The 23,822-nt window shown below is 66.9% G+C and carries 18 protein-coding genes and 1 pseudogene; 8 read left to right on the top strand and 11 right to left on the bottom strand.

What is annotated here, in order from left to right; all coding sequences use genetic code 11:
• Positions 1-41: 41 nt before the first annotated feature.
• From ACZ4TR_RS36345 to ACZ4TR_RS36325, 5 genes are all read right to left on the bottom strand, one after another.
• Positions 42-266 carry a DUF5988 family protein gene (locus ACZ4TR_RS36345; RefSeq protein WP_465292556.1) on the bottom strand — a complete coding sequence of 75 codons (225 nt, stop codon included), beginning with the start codon at positions 264-266 and terminating at the stop codon, positions 42-44.
• Between the two features lie 48 nt (positions 267-314).
• Positions 315-632: a hypothetical protein gene (locus tag ACZ4TR_RS36340; RefSeq protein WP_465292555.1), complete on the bottom strand. Its 318-nt coding sequence runs from the start codon at positions 630-632 to the stop codon at positions 315-317.
• A gap of 64 nt (positions 633-696) precedes the next feature.
• Positions 697-1,491, bottom strand: a complete 795-nt coding sequence (locus ACZ4TR_RS36335; RefSeq protein WP_465292553.1) for a transcriptional regulator — start codon at positions 1,489-1,491, stop codon at positions 697-699.
• A gap of 732 nt (positions 1,492-2,223) precedes the next feature.
• The gene (locus ACZ4TR_RS36330) at positions 2,224-3,252 is read right to left on the bottom strand and encodes a ParB/RepB/Spo0J family partition protein (protein ID WP_465292551.1); all 1,029 of its coding nucleotides are present in this window, start codon (positions 3,250-3,252) and stop codon (positions 2,224-2,226) included.
• A gap of 172 nt (positions 3,253-3,424) precedes the next feature.
• Positions 3,425-4,162, bottom strand: coding sequence for a GNAT family N-acetyltransferase (locus ACZ4TR_RS36325; RefSeq protein WP_465292549.1), 738 nt, complete (start codon positions 4,160-4,162; stop codon positions 3,425-3,427).
• Between the two features lie 47 nt (positions 4,163-4,209).
• Here ACZ4TR_RS36325 and lxmK point away from each other — a divergent pair, with 47 nt between their 5' ends.
• The 4 genes from lxmK (at position 4,210) to ACZ4TR_RS36305 (ending at position 7,671) form a co-directional block, all read left to right on the top strand.
• Positions 4,210-5,259, top strand: a complete 1,050-nt coding sequence (lxmK, locus tag ACZ4TR_RS36320; RefSeq protein ID WP_465292547.1) for a class V lanthionine synthetase subunit LxmK — start codon at positions 4,210-4,212, stop codon at positions 5,257-5,259.
• On the top strand, positions 5,256-6,173 hold the full coding sequence (locus tag ACZ4TR_RS36315; RefSeq protein ID WP_465292545.1) for a T3SS effector HopA1 family protein: 918 nt from the start codon (positions 5,256-5,258) through the stop codon (positions 6,171-6,173). Before lxmK ends, ACZ4TR_RS36315 begins: the two co-directional genes overlap by 4 nt.
• Positions 6,174-6,271: 98 nt before the next feature.
• Entirely contained in the window at positions 6,272-6,427 is a 156-nt protein-coding gene (locus ACZ4TR_RS36310) for a hypothetical protein (protein WP_465292544.1), read from the top strand.
• A gap of 20 nt (positions 6,428-6,447) precedes the next feature.
• A complete protein-coding gene (locus tag ACZ4TR_RS36305) occupies positions 6,448-7,671 on the top strand; it encodes an MFS transporter (protein ID WP_465292542.1) in 1,224 nt (407 codons plus the stop codon).
• Here the strand turns inward: ACZ4TR_RS36305 and ACZ4TR_RS36300 are convergent.
• From ACZ4TR_RS36300 to ACZ4TR_RS36285, 4 genes and pseudogenes are all read right to left on the bottom strand, one after another.
• Positions 7,645-10,896 (bottom strand): AfsR/SARP family transcriptional regulator, encoded by a 3,252-nt coding sequence (locus ACZ4TR_RS36300; RefSeq protein WP_465292540.1) that lies wholly within the window; start codon positions 10,894-10,896, stop codon positions 7,645-7,647. The two genes, ACZ4TR_RS36305 and ACZ4TR_RS36300, sit on opposite strands and share 27 nt — an antisense overlap.
• An 849-nt stretch (positions 10,897-11,745) precedes the next feature.
• Positions 11,746-12,646: pseudogene (locus ACZ4TR_RS36295) on the bottom strand (IS5 family transposase).
• Positions 12,647-12,693: 47 nt separating this feature from the next.
• Positions 12,694-13,809, bottom strand: a complete 1,116-nt coding sequence (locus ACZ4TR_RS36290) for an XRE family transcriptional regulator (protein ID WP_465292538.1) — start codon at positions 13,807-13,809, stop codon at positions 12,694-12,696.
• Positions 13,810-13,874: 65 nt separating this feature from the next.
• A complete protein-coding gene (locus tag ACZ4TR_RS36285; RefSeq protein WP_465292536.1) occupies positions 13,875-15,995 on the bottom strand; it encodes a hypothetical protein in 2,121 nt (706 codons plus the stop codon).
• Positions 15,996-16,425: 430 nt separating this feature from the next.
• Between ACZ4TR_RS36285 and ACZ4TR_RS36280 the strand changes: the two genes are divergently transcribed.
• The 3 genes from ACZ4TR_RS36280 (at position 16,426) to ACZ4TR_RS36270 (ending at position 19,343) form a co-directional block, all read left to right on the top strand.
• The gene (locus tag ACZ4TR_RS36280; RefSeq protein WP_465292534.1) at positions 16,426-16,836 is read left to right on the top strand and encodes a very short patch repair endonuclease; all 411 of its coding nucleotides are present in this window, start codon (positions 16,426-16,428) and stop codon (positions 16,834-16,836) included.
• Positions 16,837-17,396: 560 nt separating this feature from the next.
• A complete protein-coding gene (locus ACZ4TR_RS36275; protein ID WP_465292532.1) occupies positions 17,397-18,758 on the top strand; it encodes an SNIPE associated domain-containing protein in 1,362 nt (453 codons plus the stop codon).
• A 3-nt stretch (positions 18,759-18,761) separates the two neighbouring features.
• Positions 18,762-19,343 carry a DUF2510 domain-containing protein gene (locus tag ACZ4TR_RS36270; protein WP_465292530.1) on the top strand — a complete coding sequence of 194 codons (582 nt, stop codon included), beginning with the start codon at positions 18,762-18,764 and terminating at the stop codon, positions 19,341-19,343.
• Between the two features lie 95 nt (positions 19,344-19,438).
• Here the strand turns inward: ACZ4TR_RS36270 and ACZ4TR_RS36265 are convergent, their stop codons facing one another.
• A complete protein-coding gene (locus tag ACZ4TR_RS36265; RefSeq protein ID WP_465292529.1) occupies positions 19,439-20,488 on the bottom strand; it encodes a competence protein CoiA family protein in 1,050 nt (349 codons plus the stop codon).
• 295 nt (positions 20,489-20,783) lie between these two features.
• On the opposite strand from ACZ4TR_RS36265, the gene ACZ4TR_RS36260 reads away from it, so the two are divergent.
• The gene (locus ACZ4TR_RS36260) at positions 20,784-22,079 is read left to right on the top strand and encodes a recombinase family protein (RefSeq protein WP_465292527.1); all 1,296 of its coding nucleotides are present in this window, start codon (positions 20,784-20,786) and stop codon (positions 22,077-22,079) included.
• Between the two features lie 161 nt (positions 22,080-22,240).
• Here the strand turns inward: ACZ4TR_RS36260 and ACZ4TR_RS36255 are convergent, their stop codons facing one another.
• Positions 22,241-23,773: a toll/interleukin-1 receptor domain-containing protein gene (locus ACZ4TR_RS36255; protein ID WP_465292575.1), complete on the bottom strand. Its 1,533-nt coding sequence runs from the start codon at positions 23,771-23,773 to the stop codon at positions 22,241-22,243.
• Positions 23,774-23,822: the final 49 nt, after the last annotated feature.

Genomic DNA, 23,822 nt, shown 5'->3' with positions numbered 1-23,822 from the left:
GCGCATCGGTTCGAGTTGTTCCGTGCTTCACCCTCCGGCCGTCACTCCGCCAGGTACGTCCGGAGAGACCAGACGAAGACGCGCACTTCACGACCGTCCACGACCGCCCGTTCCGGACTGGCCTCGAAGTGCTCGTAGCGATTGCCGCACTGGATCCGGACCTTCGGCACCTCGACGTCCGGCAAGTAGCAGAGCCGCTGATCGTCGGCGATCGTCCGGTCGGGGCCCCCACTGAGGAATGCGTTGGGGACACGATGGTCTTTCATGCTTCTCCTCCCCGTCTGGGCTTGCGGTGCCCGCGGCCGGGCCACCCGTCAGGACGCCACTTCGGCCGTCGTCTTGGCCGATCCTTCGTCTTCGCTCCCGTCCGGCGCGGCCGGCTGGGCGGGCACGCTCAGGCCGGGAATCGACAACTCCGGGATCGACTTGACGATCGCGAAACCGGACTCGATGGCTTCGGCCAGCGTCGGGGAGACATCATCGGAGAACTCGATCCGCGTGACCGCGAGCTCGGCGTCGGTCGGCAGGGTGTCGTCCACGAAAGACAGGTCGGCCCCCGTCCCCTCCTTGAGGGTCACCATTTCGAGGTCGGTCACTTCCCGGTTCAGGACGAGCGAGAATCGGTAAGACATTTTCACTCCTCAATGGAAACTTCGACTTCAGAAAACCAAAGAATTCAACGATCGAGCTGAAGGACTACTCGCCTTGAGCGCGCCGATCAAGCTGCTGGGCGAATTCGGCCCATATTCTCGAATTGCGCCGCGACACCCGGACCGCGAGCTCGATGCAGTGCACCGGAACGGAGTGTGCGATATCCGCCAGATCCTTGGCGCCGAGCTCGTTCTCCTTGAACATCCGCAGCAGCCGGCGGCCGGGCTCGGTTTGCCGCAGCGAGGGGTCCTGCATGAGGATTTCGAGCTTGACAGCCGGTGCCGCCTCGGCCACCGGCACCTGCTCGGCCGATTCGGCGGGCTCCGGGATTTCGGCCACCCGGTCGCTCGTGCCACCCCGGACCGGAACGGGTTCCTCACCACGCTTCAGCCGCCGTCGCACGTCGAGCGCCGTCGCGGGAGACACCCCGGCCAACACGGCGACCGAGCGCACCGAGGCGTCCGGGCGCTCCTTCATCACCGCCGCCGCACGCAACCGCCCGAGCGCGGCATTGAGGGGACGAGTCCTGCCGTCGCGGCCGATCCGCACTTCCGACACCGGCACCCCGGCGGACGAGCGCCGCACTTCCGCGACCGTCCGGGCCGTGAGGCCCGTGGACTTCGCGATCGCCCGGTCCGACATGGCCGGGTAAGACTTGAGGATCCGCAGCGCCGCCGCCGCGCGGTCGGCCTGGGTCAGCGGAAGGCCGTGCTCGACATTGGCCTCGACCGCCTTGAGGAACGCGTCTTCACTGCTGCCGTCGAAGAACTCGACGTCGATCGTCTGCCGCCCGCTCAGCGCGGCCGCCAGCAGGCGATGGGTCCCGTCGATCACGCGCATGGTTCTTCGGTCGACCAGTATCGGCGGCAGGGCACCCTTCGACTCCACCAGCCGCCGAACGTGATCCGCCTGCGCACCTTCCAGCCTCGGCGAATCACCGGGCACGATCTCCGCGATGGAGACAGAAACGACTCCTTGTCTTCGATCCACAAAATCATCCGACCTTATCGGTCCGGAATTGGAAAATACATCTGCCCCCATATTATTCCCCCCAGCAAGTACTCACTTACGATCCCAGTCTCACCCAGTCGACTTCGGACGTCAACACGTTCAAGGAGCCCACCCGCTCCCCGACGAGACGACCGGCGTTCAACTGCCGCACTTTTGCCGGTTGAACACCGCCGGCCGATCACAATCAGGTCGAACAACTCGAGGTCGACACCGATACTATGCACAGAATAGGCATCCTGCAACGCCGACCACGGGACGCGCACGACCACAAACTCGCGGCATTCAACGGCCCGGGAACTCACACCACGGTCGACGTGATTCAATCAAGGAAACCGTTCTCATCGCAGGCAGGCCCGATGAAATTGTCAATCAGACGAGTCCCGCGGTGCGGTTACGGCAACACGAAGACCTGCTATCCGTTCGACCTGGCCACTTCCGGACAGTTTCATGACAGCTTCGTGACAGCCCGACATCGGCACACCGATCCGGCATGAACGATCTCCGCTTGCCCGAGATCGACCTGAATCTTACCGCCTTCACGATCAGCGACCGACCCGTACCTCAATGTTCAAGGCGATCCGCGAAAATCGCCCACGCCGATGCGCATTCACGCGCCAGCCTGCCGACCTTCTCCCGTTGGTGAACGGGTACCCGGTCCACCATTTCGTCCCATTGACCATCGCCGACAGCGGCACACCCGATGAGCCGGAGCAGCACCCGGCCCGCTTCACTGAATCGCAGCGATGGGTCCTGGGCGAGAAGTGCGACGTATTCGGCGGCCGAGGTGTCTTCGCCCGCTTTGCGCGTCCCCTCCCGGCCACGCTTCGGATCGATCCGGGCGACCGGGGGGCGGGCGAGCCGGCTCGTGCTTCCCAGCGACACGGCAGCGCCGTGCGACGGCCCTCCGGCGGTGTCCTGCCTCCGCTGCCGCGGGGTCACCGGCGACTCGCCCCGGTCGAGCCGGGCCCGCACGTCCTTCGCGGTCGAGGGCGAGATGCACACCACCTTGGCGATTTCGCGCAACGAGGCGGTCGGGTTGGCAGTCATCAGCTCGGCGGCACGCCGGCGCGCCTCGGCGCCGTCGACGGGTCTCATCCGGCCGTCCCGGCCCACCCGGACGTTCGACTGTCCGATTCGCTCGGTCGAACACTTGCGGATCGTCGCGATCGTACTGGCCGCCAGTCCCGTGACAGCCGAGATCCGGCGATCCGACCACGTCGGGTGGGAGTCGACGATGCGAGCGGCCGCGACCTTGCGATCGGCGGTCGACAACGGCAGGCCGTGCGCGTGGTTGAGCTCGACGGCGAGCACGAAGGCATCCGCGTCTCCACCGGCGAAGAACAGCACGTCGATGGCCTCGTCACTCCGCAGCACGGCCGCTCGCAGGCGGTGCATTCCGTCGATAACTTTCATCGTCGGCCGGTGAACGACGATCGGCGGCAGCGGGGTGTCCACCGCGGCGAGCATCCTGGTGTGATCCACCTGCTCGCCGTGGATGCGCGGGGAGTCCGCGGCGACCAGCCGGGCGATCGGCACTTTCACCGGCGCCTCGGACAGTCCGGCTCGTTCGACGAGCAACCCCTTCACCACGCGCCCCTCCCTCTGCCCCGCGTCGGGGCCCGGGCACGACGGCCGCCACCAGTCGCCTTCGGGGCGTGACGGGGCGGCGGCCGTCCTCCCTCCCCCTTTGACACCGCGAGCCTCGCCGATGGGGCAGACGTTTCGCAGACGCCTGATGTCCGCCCAGCTCAACAGGGAGATTTCAGGGAATTCTGACGGTCACCGGACTCTCGAATACCTCGAACCCGTGCCGCTCGTAGAGCCGCCGCGCCGGGTTTCCGTCCGTGACCACCAGACCCACCACGCCGAGCCCCTCCGCCGCCGCACGGGCCAGCGTCCGCCGGAGCAGCAACGTACCCGCCCGCGGGTACGCCGGGTGGCGGAACAGGTCGGTGATCAGGAACCCGCCCCAGGGCACTTCACCCGGGAACCGATTGAGCAGCAGCCCGGCCACCACCGAGCCGGCGTCGCTGATGACGGCGCTGAGGTGAGACAGCGGCCCGTACGACGTGCCGGCCATCAAGGCCTCGAAGCGGTTTCGCACCACGACAGCGTCTTCGTATTCGTCCCGGTAATCGGGATGTCCCGGCGCGTACGCGGCTCGCCACGCCGAAACCAGATCGTCGACGGGCCGGGGCAACGGCTCGAACCGCAGAGGCGACGCCGGTGGCAGGCACTTCCAGTCCTCCGGCAACCGCCGGGAAGAAAGATCGCAGGTCATGCGGTGAGTCGCGCGGACCAGCCGGGCGCCTCGCGCCACCAGTTCTTCGGCGAGCGACCGCGGGCCAGTGGCCGCCCAGCCGGACATTTCCCGAAGGACCACATCCGCGGCGCCCGCGCCCAGCACCTCCACTCGGTCTGCCCAAGGCACTCCCGCGTTCTCCCGCCGCAGATAGGAAAGCACCGGAACACCGTTCGGATCGACGCGAATCTCCCGCACCGCGGCTCCTTGTCTTCACCCCCGGCCGGCAGGCTAACATGGTCACGATGTCAGAAATCGACTTCCTGGGGGCGAACATCGCCGAACAGAAGATCGTCGATTCACTGTTGACAAAACTAGGGATGGGCGCATTGATCGGTGGCCCGCGGGCATATCGCGGCCGACATCGGAATTGGGCGGGAACCACCGTTTCCGGCACCGAAGTCTTCGTCAAACGAATCGCACCCGGTTCGGCGGGGAGCGACCGCAGGCTCGCCCGGCTGATCGCACTGGAGTCCGCGGACTGGGTTCCGGTGCCGAGGCCGCGGTGCCTGGGCTGGGACGCGGAGACCGGTTTGCTGGTCTACGAACTTCTCACCCCTGCGCGCGACGGCCGCCGGCTCGCCGATGACGGCGATTTTGACGAAGTGACCGCCGACCGGCTGGGGCGGCTCGTGGCGAAGCTGCACGAAGCGGCCTGCCCACCCTGGCTCGACACCTCGTCGCCCGGGCTCCCGCCGCTGGCCGAACTGGAAGCACTGCCACTGGCGGTGTACCGCAACGCATGTGCCGCCGAACTCGAACTGTGGCACTTGTTGCAGCGGGACGAGGCACTGACGGCGGCCATCCGGCAGCTGTGCGCCACTCCCGCGGCGGTGCGCACCCCGGCGCACTGCGACCTCCGGCTCGACCAGTTCGTGATCGACGGCAGCGATGTCCACCTGATCGACTGGGACGAGCTGAGGCGGGCGGATCCGGCCCGCGACATCGGCGCCTTCGTCGGCGAATGGTTGTTTCGCAGCACTATCGGTATCGCGGACCCCGACGCGGCGCCCGACCACGGGAAGATCGTGGCCCGGGGCACCGCGCGGTTCGCCGCGGTGCGTCCGCTAATCACGTCGTTTTGGCGCGCCTATCGGGAAGTTCGCCGAGCGCCGGACACCGACCTCGGTCGCCGTTCGGCGGCCTTCGCTGGCTGGCACCAGTTCGACCGCTTGCTCGCGACGGCCGAAAAGCAGTCCCGGCTACTGCCGGTCGAACGCGCCGCCGCGGGGATCGGCCGAGCGGTGCTGCTCGCCCCCGACCGGTTCGCCGATACCTTGGGGCTGACCACATGACCAGACTCTTCCCCGCGGGCGGCGGGTCGATCACGAGCTTGCTCGACGCCCTCCGTGAGGTCGAAGTCGACCAGCCGGAGAACCGGGCCCTCGTCGTCGGCCAGGTCGTGCGAGCGGGTGGCCGGGCCGCACTGCGCGCGAAGCTCATGACGGCCCTGTACGACGGTCTTCACGTGGGGGGCGCTGGCGGCGATTCGGAGTCTCCCGGTTTCCGCGACCGGTTGATTGCCGCGGTACCGCACGAATTCACCCGGGCCCGAGGCCGCGTGCGATCGCCGGCGGACTCGGACGAGGTCATCGTCGACATCGACGGCATCCGGGTCCGCGTGCCCGCCCTCCAGGTCGAATCCCCGGTGGCCGGCGCGGTCACCGTGATCGAGATCGGCAGCACCCGCTGGAACCTGGCCCCGGGCTTCTTCCTCGTCGACGGCTCGCTGGGGCACGGTCTCACACCCGGGGACCACACTCTCCGGATCTACGCACATCTCGTCGAGCCGGGCACCGCGACCGCCGTGTGGCGTTCGACGCTGACTCTTCTCGAGGAAACGGGGACGCCTTACCGCGCGAAGATCAGCTTGCACCTCCCCCGTCGGGACGCACTCGTCCTCTACCTCGGCCGGCAGGCGTGGTCCGCCGCGCCGAGGATCGTGGCGGAACTGTCCGGCCTGCAAGGCCTCGGCACGACCGTCTCGGCCTACGCGCACCGGGTCGCGGACGGCCTCGCGGCGGCCTGGGATCCGGCCGATCCCCGACCGGGGCACCACGGGCTCAGCTTCGGAGAGCACCGGTCGCGGGTCATCGCCGATGCGCTGCTCGCCCCCGGAAGCCGGGAGGACGCACTGGCTCGCTTCTTGGCGGCGGGGAACATCGATCCGACCGGAGTCTTCCGGAACACAACCTCCCCCGAACTATGAGCCAGCTCACACTTGTCGGCCTCTTGCTCCGGTGGTCGACCCCGGTGCACGGTGAAGGCGACCAGCAAGTACTCCGGATCATCCGAAAGGGTTCGACAATGCACTCCGATGAACTGTTCGCGACGTACACCGAATTCACGACGCCGGCCGACCTCGCCGGCCCGGCCGCCGAATCCGACGCGGTGTCGCGCAACACCACAACGCCGGGCTTCCTCTCCTACGCCGACCCCAGAACGGGCGCGGAGCGCGAGTAGCTTCCCGGGAAGAAGGAGCAGTGACGACATTCCGGGAAGTCTTCGCCAACTCCGAATTCCGGGCCATCTTCTGCGGGTTCGGCTTGTCGACGGCCGGCGACTTCTTGGCCAGGGGTGCGGTGACGATCGGTGTGTACGCATCGAGCCAGTCGACCGGGCTCATGGCGGTCACCTACGCCCTGACGTTCCTCCCCGACCTGCTCGGTGGCGCCCTGCTGTCCGGCTTCGCCGACCGGTTCAGCCGCCGGACCGTCATGGTCACCGCCGATCTGCTGCGGGCCGCGCTGGTCGCCGTGATGGCGACGTCCGGCCTGCCCCTCGCGGTGGTGTGGCTCCTGCTCCTCACGGTGCGCCTGCTGGATTCGCCGTTCCGCAGCGCGCAGACGGCAACCCTGTCGCTGGTGCTCACCGGCGACCGCTACGTGGTCGGTACCTCGGCCAACGCGATGCTGGCCAACCTCGCGGTGGGCGTGGGATTCACCGGCGCGGGGGCCGTCGTCCAGCAACTCGGCATGAGCACTGCGCTTTACGTCAACGCGGGTACCTTCGTGTGCTCCGCGCTGCTGATCCGAACCGGTGTCCGATCCCGTCCGGCAACGGGATCGGACACCACCCGGCCGGCTCGCTGGTGGGGCTCACTGGCCGCGGGAGCCCGGCTGGTCCGCACCGACTCGCAACTGCGCACGCTGATGGCGTTCGCCGTCATCCCCGGCATCTGCATGGTCGCGACGGCGCTGGCCGCGCCGTACACGGTCGAGACAGGCAGCGGCGAAGCTGCCGCGGGCGCGCTGATGGGCATCGGCTCGGCCGGCATGGTCGCCGGGGTCTGGGCGTTGGCGAGGTGGGTCCGTCCCGAAACCAGGATGCGGCTGCTCGGCGTGCTCGCGGCGGCGAGCGCCGTGCCGTTCATCGTGTGCGCTTGGCACCCGGGCCTGCTCGTCGACACCGTCATCTGGTTCGTCAACGGCGCGGCGACGTGCTTCTGGATCCCGGTGACGACCGGCGTGGTGCAGTCCACTCCGGAAGCCATGCGCGGTCAGATGAGCGGCTTGGTGTTCGCCCTGCTGCGCTTGGTCCAAGGGATCGCGATCCTGGTCTACGGCCTCTTGGCGGAGGTGTTCCCGCCCTCGGCGGTCATTGCCGCGGCCGGCCTGCTCGGCCTGGTGACGTCCAGCGTGATTGGACTCGCCTGGCGGCGGGTCGGCGCCGAATCGCGATCATTCGCCACAGATGCCAGCCAATGACCGGCGCAGCTCGGAGGTGTCGGACAGCCCGGTTCCGCGCAGGCATTCGACGGCGAGCCGACCGTACTTCTCCGCCACGGCCCGGTCTCCGACGGCGCGATACGTCAGCGCCAGGACCCGCAACGCGCGTGCCTGCTCGAGCTGAGCGCCGAACCGCTGGGCGTCGGCCAACGACGACTCCGCCTGAGCGGCTGCAGCCTCGATGGCACCGTTGTCGAGTTCTGCTTGCGCCAGCACGACTTTCGCTCGCATACCCGGCATCTGCAGGCCGGCTCCCGCACACAGCGACACAGCCTTGCGGGCCTGGGAAACGGCCAGCGGGAAGCTGCCGGTCAACCGGCTGATCTCGGCGTGTCCGGCGAGAGCGGAGACTTCCCCGCGGAGATACCCGATCTGCCGGCAAATACCCAGCGCCGAACTGTACAACCGGCGGGCTTCGTCCAGGTCCCCGCTGAGCTCGGACACCGCGGCGAGCGCGGCAAGGGCGTCGGCTTCGTCTTCCCTGGCGGCGCTGCCACGAGCGGTCCGCAACGCCAGCCGGGCGTTCCGGCCGGCGGCGGCCAGGTCGCCCACCTCGCGCTGGGCTCGCGAAAGGTGGCCGAGCACATCGGCTTCGAAGTGACTGAGCGAGCCGCGGCGAAGCAGTTGCAGCGACCGGGTGAACTGCCGGATGGCGTCACGGCAGAGGCCGCGCAACAACAGGATCTCGCCGAGAATGCCCCGGACGTTGCCTTCCGTGGCTTGCTCGTCCAAGACGTCGCCGAAGGAGAGCACTCGCCGCGCCGCCGCTTCGGCCTCGTCGAGCTCCCCCCGCAACAGCTCGGTGTAGCTCAACCCGAGCCAGCCGAAGCGTTGCAGGGGCAAGTTCGTCGAGGTTTCGGCCAGAGCGAGACCTTCGCGGATCCGCGCGGCGCCGTCGTCGACCCGGCCGACCTCTCGGTCCAGGTTGCCCAAGGCGATGAGTGCGCGAGCTTGTCCCTCGAGATGACCGGCTCGCCGGTAGGCCGCCAGTTCCTCGGTGAAGTGGTGCAACGCGGCCTGGTTGTCGCCGTGCCGGACGCTCAACGAGCCCATGCCGGAATGGATCGACGCGACCGCGGCGAGATCACCGTGAGCCACCGCCGAACGCAGAGCCGCGGCGAAGGCGCTCATCCCCTCTTCCCGGTAACGACCACTTGTCACCAGGTACGGTCGCACGGTCTCGACCAGGAGCCAGGCCGGGCGGGGTTGATCCCCCGTCGAAGCGAGGACCGTGGCCGCGAGCACGTTGAGGCACTCGGCGTTCATCCACGCCAGCGCGGCACCGGGGTCGGTGAACACACCCGGTCGCACCTGCGCGAGCCCGTCCGGGCGGGGAAGCCGGACATACGTCGGGTACAGCAGTTCCGCCGCCGACTCGGTGTGCCGGAGGTAGAAGGCGAGAAGTCCGGCCGTGGCCGCGTCCGACGCCGGCCGGCTGTCGTCGTCGACACACCGTTCCGCGGCGAACACGCGCAGCAGATCGTGGAGCCGATACCGCCGGCCGTTGCTCCGCACGACCAGGTTCGCCACCGTCAGCTGGTCGAGCCGGGCCAAGGCGGTGCTTTCGGGCAAAGCCGCGAGCGCGGCGACCGCCTCAGCCGAGAAGTCCGGTCCGGCGATGAGTCCCAGCAGGCGGAAGACCCGTGCGACGCCGGCGTCCAAAGTCACGTAGGACAACCGGAATGCCGTTCGGACGGTGGCTTCTTCGTCTCCTTCGATCTCCAGAGACGTCAAGCGGTTGCCGCGCCGCAGTTCGTCGACGTACTCGGCCAGTGAACAGTCCGGCCGGCTGACCACGTTCGCGGCGGCGATCCGCAACGCAAGGGGCAGGAACCCGCACAGCTCGGCCAATTCACGCGCGGCGACCGGCTCCGCCCCGACCCGTCCGGCGCCGATCATGCCGGCCAGCAACGTCCGCGCGTGCTCGTCGGCGAGCACACCGACCTGGAACAACACCGCACCCTGCAACGCCACCAGCCCGCGCAGGTCGTTCCGGCTCGTGACCACGACACCGCAACCCGGCGCACTCGGCAGCAACGGGCGCACTTGGGCGGGGTTGGCCGCGTTGTCGAGCACGAACAGGATCTTGCGGCCGCGAAGCATGGTCCGGTAGAGCGCGACCAGTTCCTCGGGACCGGCCGGCAAGCGCTTCGTCGTCGCCCCCAGAGCGATGACGAAGCGGGCCAACACCTCGGTGGGGGTCAACGCCGGAGTCGCCGCGTGGCCGCGAAGATCGACGTGGAGCTGACCGTCGGGGAAACGGCCGCGCAGGTCGTGCGCCACCCTGACGGCCAGTGCCGTCTTCCCAGCGCCCGGGAGTCCCGTGATCACGACGACCGGGACGCCCGAGGCCGACGTCAAGATGCTTTCGATCCGGTCGGTCAGGTCGTCCCGGCCGACGAAGTCCGGCACGTCCGCCGGCAGCTCGTAGGGCACCAGGTTACCGGAAACGGCGTCCGCGCTGTTGCTCGCCACCAACGGAGCCGCTGACGCCGGATCTCGCGTCAAGATGTGCTCGTACACTTCTTGCAGCTCGACATCGGGGTCGACGCCGAGCTCGTCGGCGAGGGTCTGCTTGATCCGCTCGTACACCGACAAGGCTTCGACTTGCTGTCCCGAGCGGTACAACGCCAGCATGAGCTGACCGTGCAGCTTTTCCCGGAGGGGCGCGGCGCTCGCGGCCGCCTGGACTTCCCGCACCAGCTCGCGATGCCGGCCGAGTCGTAGCCCGGCGTCGTAACAAGCCTCCTGCGCGGCGAGTCTTTCGCGTTCGAGCCGCGGCACGTGGACCGTCCGCAGCAGATCCGCCGGGGTGTCGGCGAGTGCCTCTCCGCGCCAATGAGAAAGGGCTTCGCGCAGAATCTCGATCCGTTGCCCGAGTTCCTCGATTTGCCGTGCCCGATCGACCGAGTCCCGGAATCGATCGAGATCCAGTTCGCCCGGCTCGACCCGAATGCGGTACCCACCGGTCATCGTGGTGATCCGGTCGGCATCCCCGATCACCCGGCGCAGTCGTTGCACGTAGGTTTGCACCGTCGCCCGGGCCCCGCGCGGCGGGTCCCGGTCCCAGAGCTGGTCGACCAGGTCGTCGGCACTGACCATGCTGTTGGCGGACAGGAGCAGCATGGCCAGCAGGACGCGCTGCTTCGTGGCGTTGACCGGGACGACCTCGCCGTCGACGACCACCTCGAGTGGGCCCAGCACACGAAACTGCACAGCTTTTAGCACCGCGGCTCCTCCCCTGGCGCCGACCTCGCAGATGGCGATCGTAGCAGTTCACCAGACTTCAGCCGGTGGATTAGGGACAATCCGGGAGTCGCCACCACAACAGTTCGGCCAGCCGTTCGGCCGACTCTTCGGCTCGTCATCACTTGGGGCACGCGCGATACCGTGGGTGCCATGGATTCGCCACTGCCGCCGCTGGTCTGGTACGCCAGCTACGGGTCCAACATGTACGTCGCACGGTTGCTGTGCTTTCTCCAAGGAGGAACGCCGCTGGGCGCGCCCAGCGCAGCTACGCCGGATGTCGCGACCTCAGCCCGGCGCGTCGCATCGTGGCGAGCGAGTTCTCCGGCGGCATCTACTTCGCCACGGAATCGCCGGTCTGGAACGGTGACCGTGCGTTCTTCGACCCGAAGCTGCCGGGCCGCGCGGCAATGCGGTCGTACATTGTGACCGCTGGGCAGTTCTCCGATGTCGCTGAGCAGGAAATGTACCGCGACCCGGGCCCGGACCTGGATTTGATCACCGTGCTGCGGACAGGTCGCGACCAGCTCGGTCCAGGTCGCTACGAGACCCTGCTGCACCTCGGTGATCTCGACGGTTACCCCGTTCTGACGTTCACGGCACCCTGGTCAGAGGCGGAAATCGAGAAGAACCCCGCCGTCTGCCGGCTACCTGGCCATGCTCGTGGGGGGACTACGGGAAGCACACGGATGGTCCGTGTCGCAGATCGCCGAGTACCTGTCGCCTCTGCCCGGGGTGCAGAAGCACTGGTCGATGCAGGAGATCACCGACCTGGCTCAACGCACAACCTAGGGCGTGTTTCTTCGATCATGGGACGGGGTCGCGGAGCCAGATCTTGATCGAGGCGATGTCGATGGTGCCCTGGTAGATGATGTCGAGCTTGTCGTACCGGGTCGCAGCCGCACGGAACGCTTTGAGCTTGTTGATGCAGCGTTCGACGGTGTTGCGGTCCTTGTAGCGCTCGGCGTTGAAGACCGGCGGCCTCCCACCGGCCGAGCCACGCTTGCGGCGGTGGGCTTTCTGGTCTTCCTTGACCGGGATCACCGCCTTGATCCCGCGCCCGCGCAAGTAGGCCCGATTGGCTCTGGAGGAGTAAGCCTTGTCTGCCATCACCCGGGCAGGCCGGACCCGGGACCGGCCCAGACCACGACGACGGATGCGGATCTGCTGCAGCAGAGCGACGAAGCGGGGCGAGTCACCATGCTGACCCGGGCTGGTCAACCGCGCGATCGGCCGGCAGCGCCGGTCGGCGACCAGATGGATCTTGGTGGACAGCCCGCCACGGGAACGCCCCAAGGCCTGATGATCGGCCCGGGATTTCGTGTCATTCGCTCGCGCCCCCTGTGTCAGCCTCGGCTGCCGGGTCGTGGCGAGCTCCGGCGGCATGCTGGTGCGCGCGGACCACCGTGGAGTCCGCGCCGACCGTCCAGTCCGTCCCGTCGACCTCATCACACCCGGCCCGCAAGCGGTCCAGCACCGCCGCCCAGGTCCCATCGGTCGACCACCGGTTGTGCCGCTTGTAGACCGTCACCCAATTTCCGTACTCGGCAGGCATGTCCCGCCACGGAGACCCGGTGCGAGCCCGCCAGAAGACCCCGTTGATCGTGGCCCGGTGATCAGCCCACCGGCCGCCGCGGCCCGGATTGACAGGCAGCAACGACCACAGCCGCTCCCATTCCTCATCACGCAGATCACGCCGATCAAACACCCGACATGATCTACCCGATCCCTAGATCAAGATCCAGGAAACACGCCCTAGGCGGCAGGCGACAGCAGGCCACGAAGACGTTGTAGCGCAAGGCGTCCGGCATCGGCCACGGCTGGGAGATGCCCACGTTCGGCGGCCCGGACGGCCCGCTGGAGCTGGTGGGGCAGCCGACGGAGTTCGGTGGTCGCAATAGCCGAGGCCAAAGCCTCCGCGGCACCGGCATGTTCGCCCGTCGCGGCGAGGACTTCGCCGGCGGTCACCCGCTCGATGGCCTGCCACTGCGGTGCGGCGGGCTCCCCCGCAGAAGCGTTCAGGACGTTGAAGGCGTCCGATGGCCGATCCAGGGAGAGGAGGCCACGAGCGTGAATTTCGCGCAATGTAAAAGGGTTGGGCAGCATCTCGTTCTCAGTTCTTGCGTCGACACGTTGACGGCAGTTTTTGATGGCTTCGGTGAACAGGTTCGGCAATCCTGCGTCGCCGGCCGCTCGCGCGAGCAACGCGAACGCCGCACCCTGCGCTGCCGGCGTCGTGGACACGGCAGCGGCATGTTCCAGACGTGCGACAGCGGGTCGGACCCGACCGGCCTTGCGCAGTTCGTTGCCATGCATTCGCAGCGTGGCCGCCAAGAAGTCCTCATCGTCCAGCTGCCGAGCCAGCACGAGAGCTTTGCCAGTCCAAGCCGCGGCCCCGGGAAGGCGTTCCTCCGGCAGCACAGTGCCGAGGGACACGCCGAGGGCCAGACGGGCAGCGGCCAGCAGATACAAGGTCTCCCGCTCGAGACGGCCTTCGGCGGCACGGGCTTCGAGCCGAGCGGCCAGCGGCCACAGCTCGTTGACGGCTTCGACGACGCGGCCGGACTGGCGGGCGATCTCGGCCAGCCGGATCACGCTGTCGCCGAATTGCACGAGCGCCGCGAAGTCGGCGTCGTCGGGGTCGGTGACGCCGAGCAGGTGGAACGGCAACCCGAGAGCGCGAGCGATGTGCCGGCGTCCGGCGACGTCACCGGGGTTGCGCCTTCGGGTTTCGATCATCGCGACGTAGGCACTCACGACCCGTGGCCTTCCGCCACCGTCGGCATCGTTCACCAGCGACGTGGTCAGGGTGTCGACGCTCGACGATAAGCTTTGTACCGCGCAGGCCAGAGCCTTCGGCGAGAGCGCCAAGGGATGGAGCCCGATTGCCGAACTCAGTCACCTCCGCAACGGTGAGGTCGGCACGCACTGGACTGCTAGCGCTCGTCAATGGTTTCGTCTCGAGCGACAAGCAGTGAGTCGATCGTGGACCGCCACTGCGCCGATGACGTGCAGAACGAGCCGCAATCATCCGGATCGATCCCGGCAAGGTCTTCCAGTTCTGGCCGGATCAGGACCAGCTCTTCACTTCGCGACCTCGGCCAGCGCCCCCATCCGTCGAGACGGTCGCTGAGCGCGAGGAGCTCGTGGGCAGTGCGGTAGTACCGGCTCTGCGCCTCGTTGAGGCGTCGGGTCGCATAACCCCCACAGATAGAACACCAATCGGGGTTCAGCGATCCCACGAGATCCCGAAGATGCAAGAGGTCGAAGCGATCGTCAAGCGAGGTCCGGCCTGAGCGCGCGAAGGAACAGAACGGTGAGTGTCCTTTGCCGATGTAGCGGCCCGTGCCGTCCGTGGTGTAGATCTGCACGGAGGTGAGCACTCCCAGGGGCAGGCCGAGGCCCCGCTTCCAGCGGTCGGCGCCCGCCGGCTTGAACGGCCTGAGATCCAGAGGGTGGGGAGTCAGCAGGCCAAGCCATTCAATGTCCCGCTCAGGCGGCTCATGGCGGTCGGTCAGGGTCCGCAAATCGTCGACCGTCCGTACCAGCGCGAGCAATCTGAGCCGCCGTTCAACAACGTCGCGATCCGATCGGAATGTCCGTGCGATGATGCTCTGCTCTCCAGCGCGGGTACCCAGCGGGTCAATGTCGTCGTCCAGACTGCCTTCGAGGTCGTTCATCCACTCCGCGATCAAGTCGGCCGGAAGGTCGTCAGGACCGGCGACGATCACACCTCGCCAGCCCTGTGCGCAGCGTGCGGCGAGAGCACTGATGGGCAGAACTTCAGTTCCTCTGTCAGGCGAGAAGACCTGGAATATCGAAGCCCCCGAGCGATGCAATCCAGCCACGTCAGCGGCAGTGAGCGTCCGCCGCCTACCGATCGTCGTGTCGTCCAGGATTCCAGGAAGAATGCCCGCAGAGACCGGCTGGCGTGCTGCCGTCCACTGGGCGAACTGCGCCGCTGGATCGGCGCTGCCGAGTTCGGCAGCCTGCAGACCGTGCCGGCCGTCGAGTAGGTGCGTCACGAGCGAGTCGGGCACCGTCAGCAGCACCGCGTCGTGGATCCAGCTGAACTCTGTGCCATACCGGGCAACGACGGCGAGTTCCCAGGCAGTCAACGTGTCCCAGGGGTCTTGATCCGTTTGGCTGGACTCCTTCACTTGAAGAACAACGTTGCGGTCCGGTGCTGAGCCATGGTGCTCGACTGCGGACTGAGCCTGGTTAGTCCAGTCGGCCACCAGTTCCTTGAGCGCAGAAATCGCGGCGTCACGCCCTTTCTTCTTGCGGCCGAGTTCAGAATCCATAGCCCATTCGGCGGCGTTAGCCATCTCCTCCGGGGACCGCCCCCGGGATGCGGCGTCACGCCAGCGATACCAGCAGCGGTCAAGGGTGCGGCGGATCCGGGATGGGCTCCCCAGGATAACGAATTCCGGTCGTTCCGCGGGAAGTTCCGGCTGCGGCAACGCCAGGGCCGCGGCCGCGATCGCAAGACGATCCGGAGCGACGGTTTGCGAGATCAGCTTCCGGAGCAACTCGGCTTCACTGTCGACAACCGCCAAGGTCGGGGTTGCCCACGACCGAAGCCACGGGTAGGCGGCAACGACTGAATGAGCCTTGCGCGCACGTCGACGGGCATGACGCCAGGAGGAGTACAGCGAGTCCCGTAGCTCGCGGGCACTGCTGTACTCGTCCCAGAGATCGTCTTCTTCCTCGTCGGGCGGGTACTCCCCGTTCTGCAGCAGTTCGGCGGCGCGGGCACAGTCCGCAGCAGGGTAGTCTTCCTCCAGGGTTTCCTGCAGGCCGTCAGGCATCGACGTGATCGCCTGCAAGAACATGCCGAGCGCGCTCGTCGGCCGCGCCCACCGGGCTGTTCGCCCGCACTGCCTGCACATTCGGCCGACGGTTTCGGCATTGAGCGGCATGGTGGTGTGCCGGGCGTCCGGGACACAGAACCGATCGGCATGGATACGCGCGGTCTTGCTTTTGCCGCCGATGTAGACCTCGACGTCGGTGCCCGCGAAAGGACCAAACGGAATGTCAACAGTCAGAGCTCGCAAAGCCCCCCCCCCATGTCACGAACGAACGGCACGATTCTACGCGTTGGCGTGCGGCCGGCAATATCCGGTCCTGGTCGAACACGCCTGGCGTTCGGCGCGATCGGGGCGAGGCTGCTCTGATGGAACGGCGAGCAGGTGTGCGATTAACAGAGGAGAACTGCACCACAGCGGCGCGGAGACGAGGCGGATTGTCGGCGGCGGCACTGGACGCCGACAGGCCGTGCCGTGCAAATCGGCGAGCGGCCTATAAGGCGCTTGAACAGCCACAGTTGCCCGACCGGCTGCGGCAGACCGAGCCTGCCCATCCTCGCTCCCGGCGCGCACGGAATCGGCCAATTCTGTCGGACCTTGCTGAGAGAGTCCTCGTGTGTACCGAAACCTGGATCCCGGCCCCGCACCGCCGGCGTCATCTGCAGCCACTGCAACTGTCATGCGCCGGACCAGGCGGTCGGGCACCCGTCCGGAGATCGAGCTCCGACGTGCGCTACACCGCCGAGGTCTTCGGTTCGTCGTCGATCAGCCGGCTCCGGGCGGGAATCGGCGCCGGCGGGTCGATGTGCTCCTGCGAGGCACTCGCATCGCAGTCTTCGTCGACGGTTGCTTCTGGCACTCCTGCCCTGAGCACGGTCACCTTCCCATCGCGAACAGGAACTGGTGGCGGCTCAAACTCCGCGGTATCGTCCGACGTGACCGCGATACCGACACCGTCTTGACTGCGATGGGGTGGCTGGTCGTCAGAATCTGGGAGCACGAAGACCCCGTCGAGGCCGCAACACGTTTGGAGCATGTCGCCCGCGCGAGACAGGTAGTGGTGAAGCGAAGCACTCGCAGCGGCACCTGACGAAGGTCAGCCAGCGACCTCGTTGGATCCGCGCAGCATGAGTTTACCCAGATTCTCACGCAACGACCGCTCCAACAGCGAGCAAGATCCGCAGCCACCGTTTGTGCCGCGGCCGGGCGATGAGCGTGTTCGGCGCGTTGTCGCTGGTCATGGATGAGACCTCTCGGTGACAGTGAGTGCGGATGAGAGGTCGTCATGGCTACCCTGCGTGTTACGGCCGTGTTCACGGCGCTGCCCCACTGTGATCAATTGCAGTCAGTCACCATTCCGGTCCAGCCCGCCCGCGAGCCAGCGCATGCCCGCATCGCTCTAGCGGAATCCGCCCGGTGGCAGAGGGCCGGACTGGGGCGAGCAGGCCAACCGGCTCGGCGGGCTCCGCTGTCACCGCTCACCGACCTCTTCGGCGGCGGGTCTGGCCGACGCGGCGCGATGCGACTCAGTCCGTTGTTCACAACACCTGGAGCGACGTTGTAACAGGCCATGAGGTGTTGCCGATCTCAGGTGAGCGGTCCGGTCCGTCGTGACCGGATACGATTTCACTGGGTGAAGGGGCAACGGCAGTGGCGCTGTTCGGCGGTCGGGAGAATGCGGATCTGGCCGCGTTGCAGCAGCAGCTCAGTGCCGCACACGCGACAATCACGGAGCTGCGCGGATGGGTCACCCAGCTGCGCGGCGCGGGAACGCCCGCGCTCGAAGCCGACCTGCGGCGGCTGCGTTCGGCCGTCGAAAACGCGAAGCAGGAGAGCGCGGCTCTGGACGCATCGGTCGGCCAGCGGAAATCCGAGACCGCGGCGTGGCAATCGAGGCTGGTCGAGACGCGGGAGCTCGCACTGCTGCAAGAGGTCGGCGTCTACGAGTACGCACACCCGCTGGACGACGCCGTCGCCTACAAGGACGAACTGAAGAGGCTGCGCGAGCAGATCAAGCTCGAGGCGAGGGGCAGCGCGGTGTCGTGTCAGGTCGACTGGGCCGTCAACGGGTCGGTCAAGGAGGGCCAGAAGCTCGGCCGCGACATGGCCAAGCTGATGCTGCGTGCCTACAACGCCGAAGCCGACAACGCGGTCCGCGTCGTCAAGCCCCACACCCGCGAAGCGGTGAAAAAGCGGCTTTCGACCACACGGGACACCATCGGCCGGCTTGGCGTGCTGATGCGGATCGCCGTCTCCGACAGCTACCACCGCCTCCGGCTCCGAGAGATCGACCTGACCGCGGACTATCTGGTGAAGGTCGAGGCCGAGCGCGAAGAAGCCCGCGCGGAGCGTGAACGCCTCCGCGAAGAGGCCAAGGTGATGAAGGAAATCGAGCGCGAACGCGCCCGCCTGGCCAAGGAACGAGCCCACTACGCCACCGCCATCGCCAAGCTCGAAGCGAAGGGCGATCTGGATGGGGTCGCGCGGGCGAAGGAGCAGCTGACCTCGATCGACGACGCCATCGCCGGAGTCGAACTGCGAGCCGCCAACATCCGGGTCGGGCACGTGTACGTGATCTCCAACATCGGCGCCTTCGGCCCGGACGTCGTCAAGATCGGCATGACCCGACGACAGGAACCCCTCGACCGGGTCCGCGAGCTCGGCGACGCGTCCGTGCCGTTCCGTTTCGACGTCCACGCCCTGGTTTTCTCCGAGGACGCGGTGACGTTGGAAACCGAACTGCACCGGCGGCTCAGCCACAAGCGGGTCAACCTGGTCAACATGCGCCGCGAGTTCTTCTACGCCACTCCGGCCGAGGTCAAAGAGCACCTGATCGCGATCCGCGACGCCCACGTCCTCCAGTACACCGACACCCCCGAGGCCGTCGAGTGGCGGGCGTCCGAGCCGAGTCGCCGCGGCGTCGGTGAGGTGGCGGTATCCCTCGGGGCGCCGGCGCTGCCGGCCATGGCGCTGCACGCCGACGGCGATCTCTCCGACGACGGTGGTGAGTGACGCGTGACCCAGCCACCGGTTGCTCCGATCCGCCCGCCGGGTTGGTTCACCGATCCCCTGGACGGACTGCTGCTCCGCTATTGGGACGGCCGACGGTGGACGTTCCACACCGCTGAGATGCCTGTCCAGACACTGCCAACCGTGCAGCCCGCGCCCACGAAGCCGGCAGACGCGGCTCCCGCTCTCCGAGCGGACATCGCGCACGCGGTCAGCCGGGTGAGCGGCCTGCTCGTCGGTTCGATGAAGGAGGTCAACCTCCTGGCCGACTACCTCCGTCCCGAGGAGCGGGTCCTGGCACTGACCGGAGCCCAGGGAGAAGGCTTCGGCGTCCTCGCCTGCACGAGCCAGCGGCTCCTGTTCCTCTTCGTCGGCATCGTGCGCAAGCAGGTTCTCGAGGTTGACTGGAACCAAGCCAAAGCGGCGATCTACAACCGCTCGACGAAGTTCCTCGCCGTGTACACGACCCGGCCGACGAAACGCGCCGCGCCGGCCATGGCGGTGCGCGTGAGCAACGCCGCCGACGCACACGCCATCGTCGACGCCGCGGAGGCAGCGTCGGCCGCTCCCCGACTCGACGTCATGTGACTGTCACAAGGGTTCGCTCGCACTCGGACGTAGGGCCGATGAATAGAGCGTTCTACGCGATCGCCCTGGCGGTGGGCTGGACCGCATCGTGGGGCTCAACTCGGCTGTGGCTTGTAGTAGTCGCGGGCCGGCCGGGTCTCCATGGCGCGCGTGCAAGCGAGGCACAGCACACCGCCGGGACCGGCCGGGGCACGATCGCACTTGAAACACGTTCGTTCGACGATCTGCTGGTCGTGGACTGGATTGACGCAGAGCGCACTGTCCGCGGCTCGCCCACCTCGAAGACGACGGGCGTCCGGCAAGTACGCGCCGTTCTGCCCGGTCAACTCCTGGAACCAAGTCAAGGTCTCGGGTGCGACAAGGTGGACGTCACCCCGCAGCGCCCGCATCGGCACGATCTGCTCGGCCGGGAGCATGGCCGCGACGTCATCGACGGTCAGGCCCGGCCACGGCTCGCGATACGGGTGATACTCCCGGCAGTGGGGCTTCGGACGCTTCTTCGTGCCGTTCGGACAGGTCCCGAAATTCGTGACCGTGCAGGCACGTGCGACGAACCGGCTCGGTCCCAGCGCCGTAGCGGACCGCCTCGGCGGCAGCGAACTCCACGGAAGTTTGTTGCACCCGAGCGCCGGGACTTCGTGGAACCATGGTGGTGTCCGGTCGGAGTCCAGGAACCAGACCGGTAGCCAGCCGGCCCGGAAAGACTTCGTAGTCCGCGACTTGGCCAGCCGGGACTGCAGCTGCGAATGCTGGACCTCGATACCTGTTCGGCGGGGGCCCTCGATCGCCACGTCCAGGATCGTGCCGGCCCCGGTTCGTACCTCCTGTGACGTTCGGTAACCGGCATCCTCGGCGGCCCGCTGCCAATAGTCCTTCTGGCGTCGATGCTCCGGCGACTCCACGGAGATCTCGTGGGTTTGCGTGCACTCGCTCCCTCGGAAATGCACCGCAGCGTAACGTCCCTTCTTGAGCCGGACGAACATCTCGGCTCCCTCGTCCTCGAGCGAAGCCCGCTGGCAGAGCAAGATCCGCTCGCCGCGCTTGATCTTGTATTGCAGCGAGCTGATCAGCGCGAAGTCACTTTCGGTGAGCTTGGCCAGGTCGAGCAGCCGATTCTCCGGCGTGTACAGCACCAAGGTCGACATCCGACGCCTCCCCGACGGCTACCCACGGACAAAGGTCGACCACTTACAGTGCAACACGGGTGGTAGGAGCGGCAATGCGGCCATTCGAGTGCAGCTCGGCCCCAACCTCGTCATCGGTGCCGGTCGACTGCGTTCCGTCCTCAACCCGAACCCGGCTCAAGCACCGAGGTGCACGATGATCAGTACCGCTCGCAGAGACACCAAGACATGCGCTGTGTCGCCGCGTCGGGCCGGCGCCCGACGCGGCGAGAAAGCCTTCGGAGGTCGTGGGCTGAGGTTCGTGTTCTATGGACGGATGTCCACGGTCGAGTTCCAGGACCGGGTGACGTCGCTGGGGTGGCAGCGCGAGGTGGCCGAGGAGACGATCCGCGGGCGCGGCGTGATCGTGGCGGAGTACTTCGACGAAGGATGTTCACGTCGGCTGCCCTGGCGGGAACGGCCCGCCGCGGCCCAGCTGATGGCAGCCGCGCAACAACCAAACCGTCCGTTCGATGCCGTCGTCATCGGCGAATACGAGCGGGCATTCTACGGCGACCAGTTCAACGTCGTGCTCACCGCGCTCCAGGAGCAAGGCATCCAGCTATGGCTACCCGAAGCGGACGGTCCGGTGAACCTCGACGACCCCGTACATCAGGCACTGATGCTCCTGCTCGGGTCCCAGTCACGCCGCGAGATACTGCGCGCTCGGCACCGGGTACTGGCGGCGATGCACATCCAGGCCCGTGTTCAAGGCAGGTTCCTTGGCGGCCGGCCACCTTACGGCTACCGCTTGGCCGATGCCGGTCCGCACCCGAACCGGGCCCACGCGAGCTGGGGGCGCCGCCTGCACCGCCTGGAACCTGATCCGGCCACCGCACCATCGGTGCGGTGGATCTTCCAGCAACGAGCGACCGGACGTAGCGTGGCCGGCATCGCGCGGGAGCTGAACGACCGCGGAATCCCATGTCCGTCGAGTGCCGACCGGGCTCGAAACCGGCACCGAACGAAGCACGAGTGGATCGTCCGGACCGTGGCCGGGATCCTCGAGAACCCTCGCTACACGGGGCGTCAGGTGTGGAACCGGCACAGCGCCACCACAACCGGCGCCGCCCACCACGGGGATCCAGTCCGACCATCGGCGACGCGAGGTCGGGCCAAGTCGGACAAGGTGACACATCCGGCTCTCGTGGATGAGGCGACGTTCCTGGCGATCCAGGGCATACGCGCAGCCCGGCCCACCAAATACGGCGGCACCAGAACGTACGTGCTGGCGGGACTCGTGCAATGTCAGTTCTGCGGCCGCCGGCTGGACTCGCACTGGGTGAACGGCCGACCCGGCTACCGCTGCCGACACGGCCACGCCAGCGCCCGCAACCGCCCACCAGAGCTCGCGAAGAACGTCTACGTCCGCGAAGACCATCTACTCGACGATCTCCGCGCGCGATTCGCCGAGACCGTAGGCGACGACGGGTCCGCGATCGCCGACTACCTGAGATCAAACGACCTAACGATCATGTGTGGCGGCCCGACCCGAGAGGTCAAAGCATGCAGCACACAATCCGTACTTGCCACGATGGACGAGACTTTCGGCGACCAGCTGCTGTTACTCTGACCTGGCCGCGACGCGCGGCTCTATGGGGTAATTGAGTGTCCGAGACGATCTTGCTCACTATCTACACGCCTGCTTCTCTCCTGAAGTCCCAGATATATGAAGCGGCCTTCCACGTCGATGCCATCACCGCGACAGCCGACCTGCCCTCACGTGAACGATCCTTACTGGAAGCGGCCGGGGATCGCAGATGCCTCACCGCTCACGCCTGGTCCGAGTTCGTCGGGCGTGAGTCGACTGCCTATGTCGGCCAGGGAACACCACTCGTCGACGTCAGTATCCGTATCAGCCATCAACGCAACGACAGCCTCGTGAATCAGTTCGACCATTTGCCGATCAGGTAGCACTGACTTGCCAAAGTGGCTGAAAGCTGAGACTGCGATGGGTTCAAACATCCAGATTGCACCGGATCGTCTGGCGATCATACGACGACGGAGCCGAGTCAGCACCGCACCAGGGTCACGCCCGCCAAGCCGCACAAGAAGTCTTGCAGGCATGGGCAACGCACCCGTCAGGAGCGCCGCCTGCAAAACAAACCGTTCGTCAGCGTCCAGCTCGCCGACCAACGAGCGAAGGGGCTCAACGACCGCCTCCACCGACGGCGCCACGTCGGCCATCAGGGTTGCGTACTGGGAGTATGAAAGAATTCCTTGCCGGTCCTTCAACTGGTTGGCAGCCGCCACCAGCGCACCAGCGTGGCAGCCGAGCAGGCCAGTTACCCGCGAGAGCGCACTCTCTTCGTCGCCGCTGTCAGGCGGGCGACTACGAGAGAGGACAGTGACGGCATCCTCTATCGGCAAAGAGCCCAGTTCGATCACCGGAATGCGTGCATCGAAGAGATTTTCGTCGCTTATCAGCACAACCCTCAGGCCCAAGGGTACGAGACACCGAACCATCACGCCGACGTCGAAGCTCGCCGGGACGTCGTCCACAATGAGGAGGCCTGGGCGAACACCGGAAGCAAGTCGGCCGAATCGTTCGAGCGCCGCTGCGTAGGCATCCACCGCAGCTGCCATCGACGCGCTGTCCGCCAGGCTGATCCACCACGCCCCAGCTGGGTACACCACGCGAAACCTGGTCACATAGGCCGCAACCAAAGCCGACTTTCCGGCACCGGGAAGACCGCAGACGGCAACGGGCAAAGGACTTCGCCACGGCCGAGTCAACGGAAATGCCGACGATACCAACCCACTGTGCAGGTCCCACAACTCGCGATACCGACCGACAAACCCGAAGGCTTCAGCAGCCCGGGGGCTCGGCCATGCGGGCGGCTCTGGTTCGCCGATGCTCGTCGAAATCCCAGCAACCCGGATTTTAATCTCCAATGCCAAGTCTTCTAGATCCTGATCAGTCTTTCCCGGACGCGAAAAAAGTGCATCGTCCAGCTCCGCAGGCGCTAGGTGGCGATTGTTCGGTTCCGGATTGATAACCAAGATCCGACGAAGCGCGTCTCCTTCTTGCTGACCGGCAAGAAATGCAGTCATGAGCTCGAACTGACAGGCGGCCCGCACAGCATAATCGGTAGTATAGTACGCAACCAAGGCCTTGGAGGACGCCAGCGCCGTCATGATGGTATTACTGATTCCGGCAAAGCGCGCTATTTCGTCATCCAGGAAGATTGTAACACCGACGCGCCGGAGCGCCCGCACCAAGCCTTTCATCTGTCCACGGTCCGAGCCACAGCACGATAGGAACACGTCAAACTGAGGCTCTTCGACGCTTCTCGACACGTGCCTGCTCCCTCCT

This window comes from Amycolatopsis sp. NPDC028719, assembly GCF_055565395.1.
This window is presented reverse-complemented; position numbering and strand designations above follow the sequence as displayed.

Bases quoted from the DNA above. Each gene is read 5' to 3' on its own strand.
- ACZ4TR_RS36345 (WP_465292556.1), bottom strand. From the start codon at position 266: ATGAAAGACCATCGTGTCCCCAACGCATTCCTCAGTGGGGGCCCCGAC.
- ACZ4TR_RS36340 (WP_465292555.1), bottom strand. From the start codon at position 632: ATGTCTTACCGATTCTCGCTCGTCCTGAACCGGGAAGTGACCGACCTC.
- ACZ4TR_RS36335 (WP_465292553.1), bottom strand. From the start codon at position 1,491: ATGCGCGTGATCGACGGGACCCATCGCCTGCTGGCGGCCGCGCTGAGC.
- lxmK (WP_465292547.1), top strand. From the start codon at position 4,210: ATGTCAGAAATCGACTTCCTGGGGGCGAACATCGCCGAACAGAAGATC.
- ACZ4TR_RS36315 (WP_465292545.1), top strand. From the start codon at position 5,256: ATGACCAGACTCTTCCCCGCGGGCGGCGGGTCGATCACGAGCTTGCTC.
- ACZ4TR_RS36310 (WP_465292544.1), top strand. From the start codon at position 6,272: ATGCACTCCGATGAACTGTTCGCGACGTACACCGAATTCACGACGCCG.
- ACZ4TR_RS36280 (WP_465292534.1), top strand. From the start codon at position 16,426: ATGCGCCGGACCAGGCGGTCGGGCACCCGTCCGGAGATCGAGCTCCGA.
- ACZ4TR_RS36265 (WP_465292529.1), bottom strand. From the start codon at position 20,488: ATGTCGACCTTGGTGCTGTACACGCCGGAGAATCGGCTGCTCGACCTG.
- ACZ4TR_RS36260 (WP_465292527.1), top strand. From the start codon at position 20,784: ATGTCCACGGTCGAGTTCCAGGACCGGGTGACGTCGCTGGGGTGGCAG.